Origin of the sequence: Hamadaea sp. NPDC050747, from assembly GCF_040654195.1 — a bacterium.
Taxonomy (GTDB): domain Bacteria; phylum Actinomycetota; class Actinomycetes; order Mycobacteriales; family Micromonosporaceae; genus Hamadaea.
Genome location: NZ_JBFAHM010000011.1, coordinates 71,984 through 88,697, shown reverse-complemented (window position 1 = coordinate 88,697; position 16,714 = coordinate 71,984). Strand labels below are relative to the sequence as shown.

Here is a 16,714-nt window from a genome sequence, read left to right as displayed (position 1 = left end):
CGCCGTGATAGCGGCCTACGGCTGTTCCGCGCTCGCGGACGGGTGCATCTTGCCGAACGCCGTGAGGCTCATCGGTTCCTGGACGGTGTAGAGCCGCACCGTCTGAGCGGCGGTACGCACCACGTACGCCGCGTTGGCGCCGTTGGCGTTGCGGAATCCGAAGGCGGTCGGGTCGGTGGCGTACGTCTCGAACATGTCCTGCGCGGGAATCCAGTCGCCCCAGACGCCGGAGCCCTGTGCCGTCTCGGGCGCGAAGTGGATGTAGCCGTCGGTGCCGCGGACGAACACGCCGATCCGTCCGGTGACCGGGCTCAGCAGCGCGCTCGGTGCTCCGGCCGGGGTCGTCGCCGTGCCGCCGACCGGAGTCCATTCGCCGCTGAACGTGCCGGTCGAGTCGGCTGCGGTCGTCACCACCTGGCCGGTGGCGTCGCGGGAGAACAGCCGCAGGTGGTAGCCGGGCAGCAGGACGACCGACGGTGGCTCGGTGGAACCGCCGCCGAGGTTGGTCCACGGTTGCAGCGTCCCGCCCGAGTAGCGAGCGGCCTGGAGCGCGCCGGTGGTGTCGGAGACGAAGACCATGGCGGCGGCGTCGGCCAGCGGGACGACCACGGGGGTGCCCGCCAGTGCGGTGCCGCCGAGTTTGCGCCAGGCCAGCAGATCGGCCTGCACCGGGTCTTGCCAGCGCGCCCACAGAGCGCCGCCGGCGTCGACGGCGAAGACCACTTCACGCTGGTTGGACAGGCGTACCACCGCTGGTGCCGACGCCATCCGGCCGCCGAGGTCGGTCCATGCGCTCCAGCCCGGACTGCCGGCGGCGGACTGGGTCAGCGTCCAGATGTCGCTGCTGAGGTTGCGGGCGGTGACGCGGACGAGGTTCGCGGTGGTCTCGGACAGGGCCGGTCGCCCGCTGAATCCCTCGTTGCCCGAAATCGGAGTGAGCTGGAGCGAACTGAAGTTGTCCGGGCTCATCCGCCCGTGCATCAGATGGCCGATGTTGTCGGTGTAGGCCAACTCGATGGAGGTCGAGGCGGCCTGCGTGATCGTGGTCGGTGCGTCGCGTGTGACGGACACGACGGGCCGGTCCGGCACATGGGAGACGGCGAGCCGGCAGGTGTCGGTCACGGCGAGGACGTTGGCGAACCCCTGCCAGCCGCTGCCGGCCTGGTGACCGGAGATGACCCAGGTGTGGGTGTCTTCGCGGAACCGGTACTGGGACAGCGTCCCGTCGGCCTTGATGCCGAACAGCGTGTCGCCGCCGACGGAGAAGATGCCCTTGGTGAAGATCTGCCAGCCGGTGCCGACGAGGACGTTGTACTCGATCCAGCGCTGACTGTCGGCCTCGTACCGGAACCGGTAGAAGCTTCCGGTGGTGGCGTTGCGGGCGTAGAGCACCCCGGCTCCGGCGGCGACGATGAGGTTGTACTTGCCCCAGTCGCTGTCCAGCAGCCGGCCGGTGAAGGTCCAGGTGCTCGTGGCTTCGTTGTAGCGGTAGGTTCGCAGCTTGCCGTTGCCGTCGACGACGAAGAAGTCGCCGCGCTCGTCGACGGTGATCTTGTCGCGGAAGCTTGCGGTGGCGTACTGCGTGAAGCTGGTGCTGATGTTCACCGCGGGGCTGCCGTTGACGACCTCCCAGGTGCTGCCGGTCCACCGGTAGCGGAACAGGCCGGTGGACTTGATTGCGTAGACGCGTCCGCCGGGTCCGCCGAGGACGCGGCCGTAGGTCTGCCAGCCGTTGCCGATCTGGCTGCGGGCGGACCAGCTCGCGCTGACATTGCCCGGATTGGTGAGCGGATACCGCCATAGTCTGCCGGCGGTGTCGGCGGCGAAGACCGTCGCCTGCGGTGCGCAGGTGATCGTGTCGGCGGCTTGGGCGGGGGCGGGGCCGACCGCCGTGAGCACCGTCGTGGCGAGTGCCATGACGAGTGCGACGGTCAGCCCCGGTCGCCGGAGAGGCGTCTTCATCCCTGTGGATTCACAATCTTCGACGCCAGGAGGTCCCATTTGCCGGTTGCGTAGCCCATGCCGGGCACGCTAGCGGCCGGTGATGGAAGGAGACCTTCATCGCGCTTCCCGTACCTGGTCCCGTACCGGCGGCGTGGGCAGCGTGTGCGCGGTGAACCCGCTGCCGCCAGCGATCCGGCTGGTCAACCCCGCCAGCCCGCTGACCGGCTGGCGTTCGTAGATGCGGTTGGCGTTGTTGGCGTTGCGGAACAGGATCAGCCAGGTCTGCCCGGTGGTGTTGGTGATCGGCACCAGGGTGGGGTCGGTGGCCGCCGACTCGAACAGATCCGGGATGGCCGGCGACCAGTCGCCGAAGATCCCGGAGCCTTGCGCCGTCTCCCAGGACAGCATGATCTGGCCGTCCGGGCCGCGGGTGACGACCGCGATGCGGCCCAGGATCGGGTCGAGAATCGCAGACGGCGAGCCCGCCGACACGTACGCGCCCAGGGTGGTCCACTCGGCCGGGAAGGCGCCGGTGGTGTCCTGCTGCTTGGTGACGATGACCCCGGTGGCGGTACGCACGAAGACCCGCATCCGGTAGCCCGGGGACACCACGACGGTGGGAGTGCCGGTGGCGTCGACGTCGCCGAGGCTGGTCCACGCCGACAGGACGCCGGCGGTGTAGGTGGCGGTCTGGACCGCTCCGTCGGTGTCGACGGCGAAGATGCGGATGCCGTCGCGGGTGGCGGCCACGACCGGCGTACCGGTCAGGTTCTTGTCGCCGAGGTTGCGCCAGGCCGGCGCCAGGCCCGACGGCGTACGCATCCACAGTTTGCCGTCGGCGTCGACGGCCAGCGCCGAGGTCAGTCCGTCGGTGATGGCCAGTGTCGGGGGGCCTGCCATCGAGCCGCCGAGGTCGGCCCAGGCGGTCCAGGTCGCCGCGCCCACCGCGGTCTGGCCTCGCGACCAGACGTCGGAGTCGGAGTAGCGCACGGCCAGTTCGAGCTTGCCGCTGCCGGCCTTGGTCAGCGCCGGCCGTCCGGTGAACGCCTCGTTGCCGGACACGACGGTCCATTGGACGGAGCCGAAGTTGTCGACGTCGGTCTGGTGTCCGATCAGGACTCGGCCGATGTTGTCGGTGAAGGCGTAGTCCACCGTTCCGAGCGAGGCTCCCGCAACCGGGGCGGCCTGGACGCCGACCGTCGGCGCGTACGCCTCCACCGGCGCGACCGGGATCGGGTCGGCGAAGTAGCCCTGCACGTCGGCGACGACGTCGATGGCGGTGCTGCCGCCGTTACGCAGGCGTACCTTGCCGTCGGTGCCGGGCTTGACGATCACCAGGCTGCCGCTGTTGCTGTCGGCGTTGAAATGCGCCTGGCCCGTCGCCGGGCCTTCGGAGCTGCCCACCGGCCACATCCGCAGCCAGCCGTTGCCGGTCGGCCCGACGGCGGTCAGATTGACCACGACTCCCGCGACGCCCCGGGTCGGCATGCCGAGCCGGCCGGACACCTGGAAGTCGACGGTGCCGTTGGCGGGGATCGCCGCGGTCTGACGGGTGTCGAGGACGCGCCCGGTGGCGAGCCGGAATCCGGCGCCGGTCGTCGGCGAGGCGGTGAAGTAGCCCTCCATGGTGATCACCAGGTCGACGGCGGCACTGCTGCGGTTGGTCACGGTGACCTGACCGGAGGAGGAGAGTTTGACCGCCGCGAACGACGACGACGTGCCCTTCTCGAAGTTGAGGGTGGAGCGGCTGGACGACACTCCGGCCGGGAGCACCGTCAGGTAGCCGGCTGCGGTCGCGCTGGGGACGCAGAGTCCGATGGCGACCGCGGCGGCGCCGGCCGGGACCAGGCTGCCGGTGAGGGTGATGGTTCTGGATCCCCCGGCCGGGATCTTGGCGTCGGAGGTACCGACCCCGGTACGCGTGTCGACCACCCTGGTCTGGGTGACCGGGATGAATCCGCCGCCGGTGCCGGCGACGGCCGTGCGGAAGTAGCCCTGCGCGACGATGACGATGTGGGTGCTGCCGTTGGAGTTGCTGACGACGACCTTGCCGGAGGGTCCGGGCGCCACGGTGAGGGCGTTGGACATGTCCTGCCCGGTGGCCACGGTCAGCATGGTGATGCCGGGGTCGGTCTGGCCGTCGGGCCACAGCCGCAGATACGTGCCGGCGGTCGGATCGACCGTGGCCACTTTCAACAGCACCGCGCTGACGCCGCTGGCCGGGATCGAACCGACGCCGAGCACCGGAAAGGCGCGCGTGGTGTCGGCGGCCACCTTGCCGGTGAAGCCACCGGTGCCGTCGCGGGTGTCCAGGACGACGACCGGGGCGCTGAACGGAACAAAGTCGCCGCCGATGCCGGCGGCGTCGGCGGCGGCCGGCCCCGGTTGGCCTACGGCGACGACGCCCATCACCAGAGCCAGCCCGACAGCGGCCAACACATTTTGGACCTTCAATCTTCCTCCTTACCGATGGGAGCGCCCCGCCGTAGGGCACGGCGGGGCGCTCAAAGGGTGGATCCGCCTAGGCCGGCGGCGCGGGAAGGGTGTGGACGGTGAACTCCACGCTGCCGGCAGACCGGGCGGCCGGCGACGACAGCCCGGAGGCACTGGCCCGCTGGTAGACACGCGTGGCGTTGTTGATGTTGCGGAACAGGATCGCCCAGGTCTGGCCGGTGGTGTTGGTCAGCGGCACGATCGTCGGATCCGTCGCGGCCTGCTCGAACAGGTCGGGGATCGCCGCCGACCAGGCGGCGAACTCGCCCGAGCCCTGCAGCGTCTCCCACGACACCAGCACGGTGCCGGCGGAGTCCCGGGCGACCACCGCGGTGCGGCCGAGGACCGGGTCCAGGATGGCCGACGGCGGACCGGCTACTGAAGAACCGCCCACCGTCGTCCACGCCTCGGGGAACACCCCGGCCGTGTCCTGATACTTGGTCGCGATCGTGCCGTCGGCCTGCTGCGCGAACAGCCGGATCCGGTACCCGGGGTAGACGACCGCCGCCGGTTTGGTCGCACCGGTCCCGCCGAGGTCCACCCACGCTGACAGAACACTGCCGGAGTACTCGGCGGTCTTCACCGTGCCGGTGGCGGTCCGGACGAACAGCCGGACCCCGGTTCGGGTGGCGACGACCGTCGGCGTGCCGACCAGACTCTGCTTGCCCAGCGCCTTCCAAGCGGGAATGGTGCCGGTCTGCTGATACACCCACAGCGCTCCGTCGGTGTCCACCGCGAACACCGCCATGACGTTGTTCGGCAGGCGGGTCAGCGCGGGCGCGGCGGCCATGGACCCGCCGAAGTCCGCCCACGCGTTCCAGGTAGCCGAGCCCAAAGCCGACTGCGTTCGCGACCAGACGTCCGAGTCGGAGTACTGCACCGCGACTTGGGCTCTGCCGTCCGAGAGCAGTCCGAGGGAGGGCCGGCCGGCAAACGCCTCGCTGCCCGACACGACAGTCCACTGGACGGAACCAAAGTTGTCCACATCGGTTTGCTGGCCGATCAGGACCCGGCCGATGTTGTCGGTGTAGGCGTACTCCACCATGCCGAGCGCGGCGCCGGCCACCGGACCTGCTTGCAGGCCGACGGTCGCGGCGTACGGCTCTGTCGGAGCCGATGGAATCGGATCGCCGAAGTACCCCTGGATGTCGACGACGATCCGGGCCGTGCCGGCGTTGTTCTTGATGCGGATCGATCCGTTGGCCCCTGGCTTGACGATCGCGAGGGAGGCCACCGTCTTGCCGGCGCGGTTGTGCACCTGACTGATGTTGGGTTCCGTGGTACCGGAAGGCCATACCTTGACAGCGCCGGCAGCACTGGGGCTCGCGACGGTGACGTTGACGATCGCCGCGGCCACACCCCGAGTCGGCATGCCCAGCTTGCCGACCACCTGCACATCCACCGTCGCACCGGCGGCCAGCGCGCTGCCGCTGTCATACAGCCGCGTCGCCGGGACGTAGCGGTAGCCGGCGCCCTCGCCGGTAGTCGCGGTGATATAGCCGTACGGCGCGATGACCAGGTCGATCGCGGCCGAGCTTTGGTTGAGGAAGGTCACTTGGCCGGAAGCGGACAGCGGCAGCGAGAGGGCATGCGAGTGATGCCCCGTCGGCACGAAGTTGAGCGCCGACACGTTCGGTCCTGCCGTGCCGGTCGGCACCACGCCAAGCCATCCGGCGGCGGTCACGTTGACCGCGACGACATCGGCCAGCACGGCCTTCGCCCCGGCGGGGATCACCCCGCCGCTGAGCGTGATCGTGCGAGTGCCCTTCGCGGCGATCTTGGCCTTGGTGGTGCCGAGACCGTCCCGGGTGTCGACGATCTTGTTCTGTGACACGGGGACGAACCCGCCCCCGCCACCTGGCGTGGAAAGGAAATACGCCTGCGCGGTGATGACGATGTGCATGCTGCCGGACTGATTGCGGACGGCTATCCGGCCGCTGGCACCGGGACGCACGACCGCTGTGTTCGAAACCTGCTCGGTGCCGCTGACGTTCAAGTGCGACACGCCATTGGGCGTGGTGCCGTCCGGATACACCTGAAGGAAGGTGGTGTTTCCGGTGCCGCTGGTGGTGACCAGCCGGACCAGCACTGCGCTCACTCCGGAGGCGGGGATGCCGCCCACCCCGAGCACCGGGAAGCTCACCACCCCGCCGGCGCCCACCACGCCGGTATGCCCGCCGGTCCCGTCGCGAGTGTCGAGCACATCGACACCCTTGGGGATGGCCACGTAGTCGCCGCCGAGGCCGGCCGCGTCGGCGGCCGCCACACCGGGTCGGACCGTGACCACAGTGGTCAGCAGCAATGCCAGCACCGTCAGCAGCCGCGGAAGGCGGAGCTCTCGTCTTCGTCCGTCGATTGCCAAGTCTTTCTCTCCTGAACTCGCTTCGGTCATCGCTTTGGCTGATTGGTCGCTATCTGGCTCGGGAGATCAGGCGGCCGACTTTTCGGATGCCCACCCGGGCGCTGACCATCCCGGCGACGATGGCGACTTCGAAGCCGGAATGCCCGATCGGGATCTGGCCGCCGACGAGGTCGTCTATCGCATTGCCGCCATGTCCGACGTGAGCGGAGAACTCAGTGGCGTCCTGGGCGAACTCGTCGGCGATGTGCTCGGCGGCGTCCATCGCGGACTTGCGCGTGCTGTTGGTCGCCATCTGCACCGGCTCGCGTTTGAGCACCTGCGGCGGCCCGTCGAAGCAGGTGCACTTACCGCCGGGCTTCTTGGCCTTCAGCGCGGCCGACAACGACGCCGCCTGGTGGATCGGGCATGCCCCGGCCCCGTCGTTGTGCACCAGCAGGTTCAGCCCGGCGAGGACCACATAGTAGGTGTGCAGGGTGTCGACGGTCAGGTTGTAGACCCGCGTGCGCTCGGTCCACTCCCGGGTCGTGATCGTCTTGGCCACGCCGCCGCTGGAGGTTTGCAGCGCCTCGTCGGGTCGCAGGTCGCCGGCTTCGACCCACCGCTGGGCCTCGGCATCCCAGAACGGATGTCCGCGGGTGGCCGTGACGGCGGCGGTCGCACCGTCAGGCCGGGTGCCCGTACCTGTGCCGACGGTGACCTCGACGAGGTCTTTGTCGCCCTCGCCGACGATGACGTGGGTGACCGGGAAGTCGCCGGTGCGGCCGGTCGTCGGATCGGTGGCCAGCACCTTGTCGCCGACGGTGACCTCGTCGATCCGCTTGGTGGAGCCGTCGGCCATCCGCACCAGCGTCGCGCCGTCGAAGCTGTTGCCGACCGCGCAGGAACCCAGGTCCGCGACGTCGTCGCCGGCCTTCGTCAGGTCGTCGACGAGCTTCGAGCCGGTCTTGACCACGTCGGCGACGTCGTCGCCGTGCCGCACGACCAGGCTCGCCGCGCGGGCGGCGCGTACCGCCCCGCCGCCGGCACCGCCGAGGGCATACCCGGCGATCGTGGCGGCGGTCCAGGCACACGCCTCCAGGTCGCCCTTGGTCACGCAGTCGACGAGATCCGTGACGCCCACCGCGTCGGCGGCGACGCTCAACGCCGTCTTGACGTACGGTGCGGCGGCCTGAGCGAAGTCCGCCACCGCCTCGGCGGCTTTGGACACCGTCTGCACGACTGCACCGGCCGCGGTCACCGCCGTCTGGTAGACGGCTTTGGCGGCTTTCACCGTGTCGACCACGACATCACGCACCGTGGCCACGACAGCGGCGGGTATGTGCGCTGCCGCCGACACCACCTTCTTGACGGTGTTCACGACCGGTTTGAGCACCGCCGCGACGACCTTGATCGGGTTGTGCTTGACGGCGTACTCGATGACGTTGCGGGCCTTCTCGGTGATCCGCTTCTTCGCCTCGTACACCGCCCGGCGCGCCTGCTCGGCCTTCTGCCGAGCCCACGCCGCCGTCGACGACGCCACGCTGCGGACCGTCGAGGACACCCGGTGGTACGCGTACGAGACCTTGTGGCTCACCCAGTGGTATGCACTGCTGACCTTGCTGCCGACCCATCGGACCGCACTCTTCGCCTTGTGGTAGACCCATTTGGCGGCCGAGGAGACGGCGCTGGCCGCCCGCCGGACCGCCGAGCCGACCCAGCTGGCCACCGACCGGACGCCGGACCACACGTAGCTCGCCGCGCGGCGGATGCCCGACCAGGCGGACGAGGCGACGCGCTTCACCCCCGACCAGACGCTGGAGGCGGTCTTCTTCACCCGGTTGACGACCGACTTGCACCAGCCGCAGGACGGCCAGTTCCCGTCCGGGTCGGCGTTGGCCAGCGGGTCGCCCGCGCCGTAGGTGTAGCGGTTGGCCAGGATCGCGTCGCCGGAGTCGTAGTCGACGGTGTCACGCGAGGTGAACGCGCCGGTGCCCGGCTCGTACCAGCGGGCTCCCATGTCGACCTGGCCGGTATCGGGATCGGTCCAGTCCCCTTGGAAGCCCAGCTGCCCGGTGTCGCCCTCGGTGGCGGTCACCTGACCGAACGGGTCATAGGCCTTGGAGTCCGCGACCCGGGACAGGGCTGTGTCGTCCGGGTCGATGCCGGCGACCACATCGCCGTGGCCGTCGCGGATCGCCAGCAACTCCTCACCGGCCTTCGCGACGCCCACCACCTCGCCGGACGGGCCTCGGGCGTACTGCTCGGAGCCGTCGGCCACGACGTCGTCGCCCATGCCCGCGTACAAGAAGGTGATGCCATTGCGGGTGGCCACCCGGTCGAGGGCGTCGTAGGTGTAGGTCTGGCTCCCGGCGGTCGTGAGCCGGTCGAACGCGTCGAAGGTGTAGGTCTCGGTCAAGCCCGAGCTGGTACGCGACGCGAGCGTGCCACGCGCCGTGTAGGTGTAGGTGTAGTCGGTGTCCGACAGCAGCCGGTTGCGCTGGTCGTAGCTGGCGGTCTTGGATCCGGCGCGGGTGCGGTTGCCGGAGGCGTCCCACGCGTAGGCGACGGTGCCCTGCGGCCCGGTCCACGACGTCAGCCGGCCGGCCTTGTCGTACGCGTACGTGTTGACGCCCGCCCCGGCCGTGCCGGTGGTGGTCTTGCGCATCAGGTGGTCGTCGACGTCGTAGCCGTAACTGATCGACGCGACCGCCGTGCCGGCGCCGTTGCGGGTGGTGTCGGTGGCGACCCGCGAAAGGTTGTCGTAGGTGACCGACCGGACGCGGCCGGATCCGTAGTCGATGCTCGTCAGGAAGCCGGCGGCGTCGTAGGTGTACTTCTGCGTCACGCCTGTGATGCCGTCGCGGGTCGACGACAGCCGGCCCCTCGTGTACGCGTAATTGCTCGTCCCCGCCGCGTCGGTGCGGCTGATCAGCTGCCCGTCGGCGTCGTAACCGAAAGCGGCCGTGCCCCCGCGTCCGGCGGAGGTGAGCAGGTTGCCGCGGTCGTCGTAGCTGAACGTGTCGGTGCCCGCCGCCGACGTCGCCTGGGTCATCCGGCCGCCGATGTCGTAGCCGAACGTCTGCTGCGGCGTGCCCGCCCCGGTGCCGGCCTCGGCGACGACCCGCCCGGCGGCGTCGTACATCTGCGTGGTGGTGATCCCGCCCGGGGCCGCCAGCCGCACAGGCTGCCCGTTGACGTCGTAGGTCAGCGTCCATGTCCGGTCGGCGGCGGTGGGATGCGCGGTGGTCGCCGGCTCGACCTGCGACTCGAGCAGGCCCAGGCTGTTGTAGGTGAAGAAGGTGTGGTTGCCTCGCCCGTCGGTGTACCGGGTCTGGTTGCCGGCCGCGTCGTAGCCGAAGCCGGTCGTGAGGGAAACCGTGTCGGACACCGGTTCCACCTGCCGGATCAGCCGGTCGAGCGCGTCGTACGCGTAGGTGGTGGTGATTCCGCCGGGACTGGTCGACGACAGTTGGTTGCCGACGGCGTCGTAGGTGTAGGTCTGGCTGCGCAGCACCGTGCCGTCCGGTGCGACGTCCGACTCGGCGGTCACCTGGCCGAGCGGGTCGAAGTCCACCCGCTCGGTGCGCCCGAGCCCGTCGCTGACCCGGACCTGGCGCCCGTCGCTGTCGTAGCCGTAGGAGATCCGGGTCCCACTCGGATCGGTGACCTGGATCAACTGGCCCTGCGCGTCGTACGCGTTGACAGTGACGTTGCCGCCGGGCGAGGTGACCGAGGTGACGTTGCCGGCGTCGTCGAACGCGTACCGGGTGGTCAGCGTGCGGGCCGTCGGGTAGCGCTCGATCACGGTCGAGGTGATCTGGCGGTCGAGGTCGTCGTAGGTCGCCTCGGTCCGCGCACCGGTCGGCCCGGTCGCCGACAGCAGTTCACCGGTACGCGTATAGGTGCGCCGGGTGATGGCCCGCTCGGTGTCGGTGGCGCCCGGTTCGTCGACGACCGTCAGCCGGCCCAGCTGGTCGTAGGTGTAGCGAGTGGAGTGCCCCAGCCCGTCGGTCTTCTCGACGATGTTGCCGGCCGCATCGTAGCGGGCGGTGACGGTCGGCTGGACCGGCGTGAGCGAACCAGGCGCCCGGTAGGACGGCGCGCTGCTGCTGACGACCCGGCCGAGCTGGTCGTAGTCGTTGCGGGTGACGTTGCTGCGCTCGTCGGCGTAGCTGACCGCTTCGTCGAAGGTGTTGAACCCGGTGAGGATCGTCGGCGTGACCGTGGTGGCCGTGCCGCCGTCCTGTTCGACGGCCACCGCCGGGGAGACCGCCCTGATCCGCCGGCCCAGTTCGTCATTTGTGTAGGTCGTGGTGCGGCCGAGCGGGTCGGTGGTGGAGGTGAGCAGTCCGCGCTGGTCGTAGGTGCTGGTGCTCACACGGGTGGCCGACCCGGCGGTGATGGTCTGCCGGATGGCGTTGCCCGTGTCGTCGTAGACGTAGTCGGTCTGCTCGGTCGTGGTGGACACGATCCACGGCACGTTGGATGGGCGGCCGGTGCTGGTAGTGCGGGTGACGTTGCCCATCGCGTCATAGGTGTAGTTGACGGTCAGCGCCTGGCCGGCGGGGTCGGTGACGACGCTGGCGAGGTTGCTGACCTTCGTGAAGGTCCGCTGGGTGACCTGGGTGCCGTTCGCGGCGGTCTGCCGGGTCATGTTCCCGGCGCCGTCGTAGGCGTCCTCCTCCACCACGTAGTCGCGGGTCGTCCCGTCCGGGTTGCGCAGGTTCTTCAGGACGATGCGGTACAGCAGGTCGTCGCCGTAGTACTGGTACTCCAGCCGCCGGCCCATCGCGTCGGTGTCGCTGGCCAGCCGCCCGGCGTAGTCGTAGGCGTACGTGTGCAGCACCAGGTAGTCGCCGACGCTCGGGCCGCCGTCGCCCTTGTAGTCGCGCAGCCGCACCTCCGACAGCGCGTTGCGGGCGGTGTACGCGTAGTCGTAACGGTTGCCGTTGGCGTCGACGACCGTCGTCTCGTTGCCGAACCGGTCGTAGTTCTTCACGGTCTCGTTGCCCGCCGCGTCGACGATGCGGACCGGGTGGTTGAAGTCGTCGTACTCCCAGGTGCTCACCCGGGTCGCGTCTGGTCCGGCGACGTCGTCGACCTCGACCCGGGTGACGTTGCCGTCGGCGTCGTAGGTCGTGGTCGACTTCTTCTGGTGCGCCTGGCCGGTCACCGTGTCGGTCGTCGCCGGTTCGGTCGTCGACACCGGACGCGACAACGCGTCGTAGGTGTAGGTGGTGACCAGGCCGGCCGGGTAGGTGTCGGAGATCTCGGTCTCGGTGGCCAGCCGGCCGAGCGCGTCGTAGGCGTAGATGGTCTGCAGCCCGGACGGCTGCGTGACGCGGTAGAGGTCGCCGTTCTGGTAGTAGGCGTACCGGGTGATCTTGCCCCGGGCGTCGGTGGTGGTCAGCGGCAGCCCGGCCGGCACCGTGCCACCGCCGTACGCCGCCTCGCCACCGGTCGTGTAGGTGTGGCTCACGGTGCTGCCGTCCGGGTTCACCTGGGTGGCGAGCTCCCCGAACGACGTGTACGCGTACGTCGTGCGGTAGGTGGTGTCGGACCCGCTGGCGGAGCGGCCGTCGCGGGTCTCGGTCGGCAGGTCGTTACGCGGGTCGAACGGGTCGGTCACCGTCGCCGGATACGTCGAGTAGCTGGTGAAGCAGGCGGTCGACGTGCGGCAGGTCCGCGTCGAGGTGACGTTGCCCCGCCCGTCGTAGGTCATCCGGACGGCGTCGCCGTTCTCGTTGGTCACCACCGTCTGGTTGCCGTCGTCGTCGTACTCGAACGTGCGGATCGCCATGCCGTCCAGCGGGTGCCGGACGAACACCGGCCCGCCGGCGTCGCCGGGGATGACGGTGCAGAACGACGGATCGTTCGGGTCGGGCGCGGTGCAGACCTCGGTCGGCGGCTCCTCCGGCTGGTCGACCGGCAGGGACAGGTCCTCCTCGCGCGTCTCCAAGCCCAGCGGCGAACCCGAACGAAGCAGCTGCCCGGTCAGACCGTCGTACTCGAACAGGTAGGGACGGTTCGCCGGGTCCAGGATCTGCACACTGCGGCGCAGGTCGTCGCTGCCGCCGAAGACCAGCGGCGTGCCGATCTGCCAGGTGCCGCCGTGCCGATCGGTGTGCTTGACGACCCGGTCGTCGGCCGTGTCGTAGGCGAACTCGGCGGCGATCTTGCCACTGGGCAGCGTGATCGACGACAGCTGGCTGGCGCCCGCGGCGTAGCTGTAGTGCGCGGCGACCGCCGCCTGACCGAGCGGATGCGAGTAGACGGCCACCTCGTCGATCGCACCGGCGAAGTAGCGCCGCGACGCCGAACCCCAGCCGGGCCAGGACGTGGGCGTGGTGGCGTACGCCGCCCCGACCTGGTTGAAGGTGAGCAGCGAATGCTCGACCGAGGCGCCGGTACGCTCGGCGGCCTTCGCGCCGTCCAGCCACAGCGTCTGGGTCCCGCCCATCACCGACAGCACGGCGTGGTGCCAGCGTCCGTCGTTGACGGTCGCGGTGGACACGAGCGGTGCGATCGCCGGGCCGCCGAACTGCCCGTACAGCTTGCCGTCGGTGCCCACATAGAGCAGCGGCACACCGGTGGTGGACGTGGCGCTCAAGTCCTTGTCCTGATAGCCCAGCAGCGGCCCGCCGCCACCGGTGGCGGCCGGTTTGAACCACAGTTCGACCGCGCCGTCACGGGACTTCTTCAGCGCGCCCTTCGGCAGCGTGACGGTGGACGAGGTTCCGTTGAAGCCGGCCGCGGTCTCCTGCGTACCCGTCAACGCGCCCGCCGTGGCCAGCGTGACGTTGGCATAGGTGGCGGAGTCCTTGCCCAGGTTGACCGCGACCTCACTGGCGGCGGCCACCCCCTGCGCCTCACCCAGCCGCCAGTAGGACTCCGGTTTGGCGTCCAGCACCCCACTCCGATAGTGCGACCCGGCCATGTACGCGTACCGGGTGCAGGCGTTGCCGGGCGCGCACACGGAGGTGAGTTGGTCGCCGCTGTAGGTGTAGGTCCACGTCGGTGCGATGCCGCCGACCGGGTCGGTGGCGACGGTGGCGATGTGGTTGCCGGACCAGGTGAACAGCATCGACCGGCCGAGGGTGTTGGTCTGGCTGTTGGAGACGCGGGCGCGGGCCAGCTTGCCGTCGGCGGTGTTGTAGGTCAGCACGACCGAGCGCAGGGCCGCGTCGGTGATCTTCATCAGGCGACCGGCGGCGGAGAACTGGTAGACCATCTTCGCCTTGTCGGTCAGCACCCACAGGGTGCCGTTCCAGGTCAGCGACGCGGTCCGGCCGGTGGGGGCGGCGAAGGTGCCGTCGGGGTTCTTGCCGAACCGCACCTGCTGACCGTCCGGATAGGTGACGGTGACGTTGCCCGACCCGTCGCCGTCGGCCACGACCCGCATGTCGTATCGGGTCCACCAACCCGCTCCGAACAGGCTGTCGCGCCGGGGATCCAGGCTGTTGTAGGTGCGTACCAGGTTGAGCTCGGGACCCACCGTGCTGACCGTGGCGTCCATCGCGACGGTCGAGACGTTGCCGGTCTGCGCGTCGAACTCGCGGTCCTGCTCCGCGGCCCCCGATCCGGCGATCCGGGAGGTGATCTCGGGCTGCGGGACGGCGGTGAGCACCGTCGTCCGCGGCGACGGCGTCTCGTTGGTGCCGTCCTTGACGATGACCCGCCAGACGAAGGTCTTGCTCCACGACAGCTTGCCGGCGGGCACGGTCCAGGCCGTCTTGGCCTGGAAGCCCGAGTCGAAGCAGCCGGTCGTGCCACCGGTCGAGGTCTGCTGGCAGACCTCGAACTTGTAGCTCAGCGTCGTGCCGGGCGGCGCGTCGATGTCGACCGCCCGCGCCCACAGCTGCGGCGACAGCGTCTGCGCCGAGTACCCGTTGGGCGGATACAGCTCCTGCACCACCGGCGGGATGTCGATCACTTCCAGCACCATGCGCGCCGGCGGCACCTGATGGTCGGTGAAGACCACCCCACCGGTGCGGACCATGGTGAAGTCGAGGAAATACCGGCCCGGCGGCAGCCGCTTGATGGTCGCGCTGAGCGTCACCTTCGCCCCGCGAGCGACCGTCCCGGTCAGGTCCGCGGCGCGCTGCTGGCCCACCGCCGCACCCGTCCTCGCGTTGTACGCGCGATAGGCGAGGTAGTAGCTGCCCGCGGACCAGGCTTCGGCGCTGCGGTTGGTGACCGTCACGCTGACCCGGCCGTCCTGGTTCTGCAACACCGGCGGGTTGGGCACCGGGTTGGCGATCTTGTAGGAGGCGTTGTACGGACTGTGCGTCACGTACAGCCGCGGCGGGTTGGCCGTCGACGGCCCGGCGAACCGCTTGCCGCTCAACGCCCCCGTGAGCGCCCGCAGGGAAAGGCCGTAGTTGGCCTGCTCGCCGTTGACCCACCGTTGCACGAGGTCCGCGCCGGAGCCGCCGAGGTCGAACACCTCCCCCGCCGCCGGGCACTTCGACGAGTTCTCGCCGAACGCGACGTAGCCGTGCGCGAACGACTTACGCGCCAGCGCACCACCCACCGACGGACCGGGATACGAGTAGCCCGTGCCCGGACTCCAGGACGCCGTCACGGGATGAACCGTCACCGGGCGGGCCGAGCACGAGTCGGAGTCGTAGTTGACCACCAGCAGCTGTGCGCCGAAGATCGTGTGATACCGCAGCCGGTCCACCAGCCCGTCGAACTTGAGGTAGGAAGCGGTGTTGACCCCGTTGACGGTGCCGACCCTCAGTTCGCTGGAGCCGGAGGCGGAAGTGGAGCCGCTGACGTACATCGCCGAGTCCGCGCGGTCGCTGGCGACCGGCAGTTTGACGGTCGGGTCGACGCGTACCGGGAAGACCCGGGCGCGATCGCGCAGCCAGGAATCGGCGACGCCGAGCCGCAACACCGGCGAACCGGCGAGCGTCAGCAGCTCGTAGCGAACCGCGGCCGACGGTGCGGCACGTCCGGCCGCGTCGACGACATAGCCCGGCGGGATCACGGCCCGGACGGCGCCACCGGAGTCGGCCAGCACCACCGCGCCGTCGCGCACCGACGCGGACAGCCCGTCGAGCCGCAGCGGGAAGTCGTAACTGCCCGCGGCGTTCGGCGTACGCAGGACCAGCGTCTCCTTCAGCTCGCCCGGAAGCGACTGGAGTTCCAGGTCGATGCCGGGCAACACGTTCCGGTAGGTCACCTGGGACCCGTCCGCCGCACCGCTGACGGCGGCCGCTCCCGACAGCCCGTACGCGACCGACTGCCCACCCGGGACGGTGAAGGCGGCCAGCGCTTGCGCGTCGGCCCGGCCGGCGAATCCGATGCGTACCTCGTCGGCGTTGTTGCGCCAGCCCGAGACGGCGTCGCCGGAGAGCCGGGAGTCGATCGGCGCCCACGCACCGCTGGCGGTGCGGTAGTTGACCGGCGCGGTGGAGAAGACCGTCGTCTGCGTCCCGTCGGCATTCGCATACACCTGCTGGTACGCGTCGCGCCGGTCGGACAGCTCCTGGCTGGTGGCCGCCTGATAGCCCTGGGCTTTGACCGCCGGAGCCGTCGCGACCGACGCTACGTTGGCCGGGGCGACCGGGTCCCGGGTCAGCTCGTGCTGCGGGTAGCGGGACCGCTGCGAGGCGGGGATGACGCGGTTGACCTTCTTCTGCCCACCGCTGCCGCCGGACGCGTCACCGGATCCCTTCACGCCGGCCCATTGCTGCTGCGGCGACGCGGCGGCGTCCTGCGATACGCCGGTGGCGCCGGGCCGGGACAGCCAGGGCATGCCCGACACCCCACTGGCCGCTGTGGTGAACAGCAGCAGCCCGGACAGCGACAGAGCAAGGAGCCGTATGCGCCGCGACCGAGTCGTCCGGGATCGCCTGAGCAGTTCGGGGTAGCCGCCACGCATCACGGACCTCCGCGCACACCTCGTCTGGATCACATCGCCCACATGCG

Annotated in this window: 4 protein-coding genes; all 4 read right to left on the bottom strand. The window is 70.1% G+C overall.

Going from position 1 to position 16,714, the window contains the following annotated elements; all coding sequences use genetic code 11:
* Window positions 1-15: 15 nt before the first annotated feature.
* The gene (locus AB0H43_RS26010) at window positions 16-1,962 is read right to left on the bottom strand and encodes a tachylectin-related carbohydrate-binding protein (protein ID WP_360003289.1); all 1,947 of its coding nucleotides are present in this window, start codon (window positions 1,960-1,962) and stop codon (window positions 16-18) included.
* Between the two features lie 96 nt (window positions 1,963-2,058).
* A complete protein-coding gene (locus AB0H43_RS26005; protein ID WP_360003287.1) occupies window positions 2,059-4,383 on the bottom strand; it encodes a hypothetical protein in 2,325 nt (774 codons plus the stop codon).
* Between the two features lie 82 nt (window positions 4,384-4,465).
* Complete coding sequence (locus AB0H43_RS26000; protein WP_360003285.1) at window positions 4,466-6,748, bottom strand: hypothetical protein; 2,283 nt, start codon at window positions 6,746-6,748, stop codon at window positions 4,466-4,468.
* 100 nt (window positions 6,749-6,848) lie between these two features.
* Complete coding sequence (locus AB0H43_RS25995) at window positions 6,849-16,667, bottom strand: polymorphic toxin-type HINT domain-containing protein (RefSeq protein ID WP_360003283.1); 9,819 nt, start codon at window positions 16,665-16,667, stop codon at window positions 6,849-6,851.
* Window positions 16,668-16,714: the final 47 nt, after the last annotated feature.

What these genes read in the sequence shown, in the direction of transcription:
- AB0H43_RS26010 (WP_360003289.1), bottom strand. Translation starts at nt 1,962, where the DNA reads ATGAAGACGCCTCTCCGGCGACCGGGGCTGACCGTCGCACTCGTCATG.
- AB0H43_RS25995 (WP_360003283.1), bottom strand. Translation starts at nt 16,667, where the DNA reads ATGCGTGGCGGCTACCCCGAACTGCTCAGGCGATCCCGGACGACTCGG.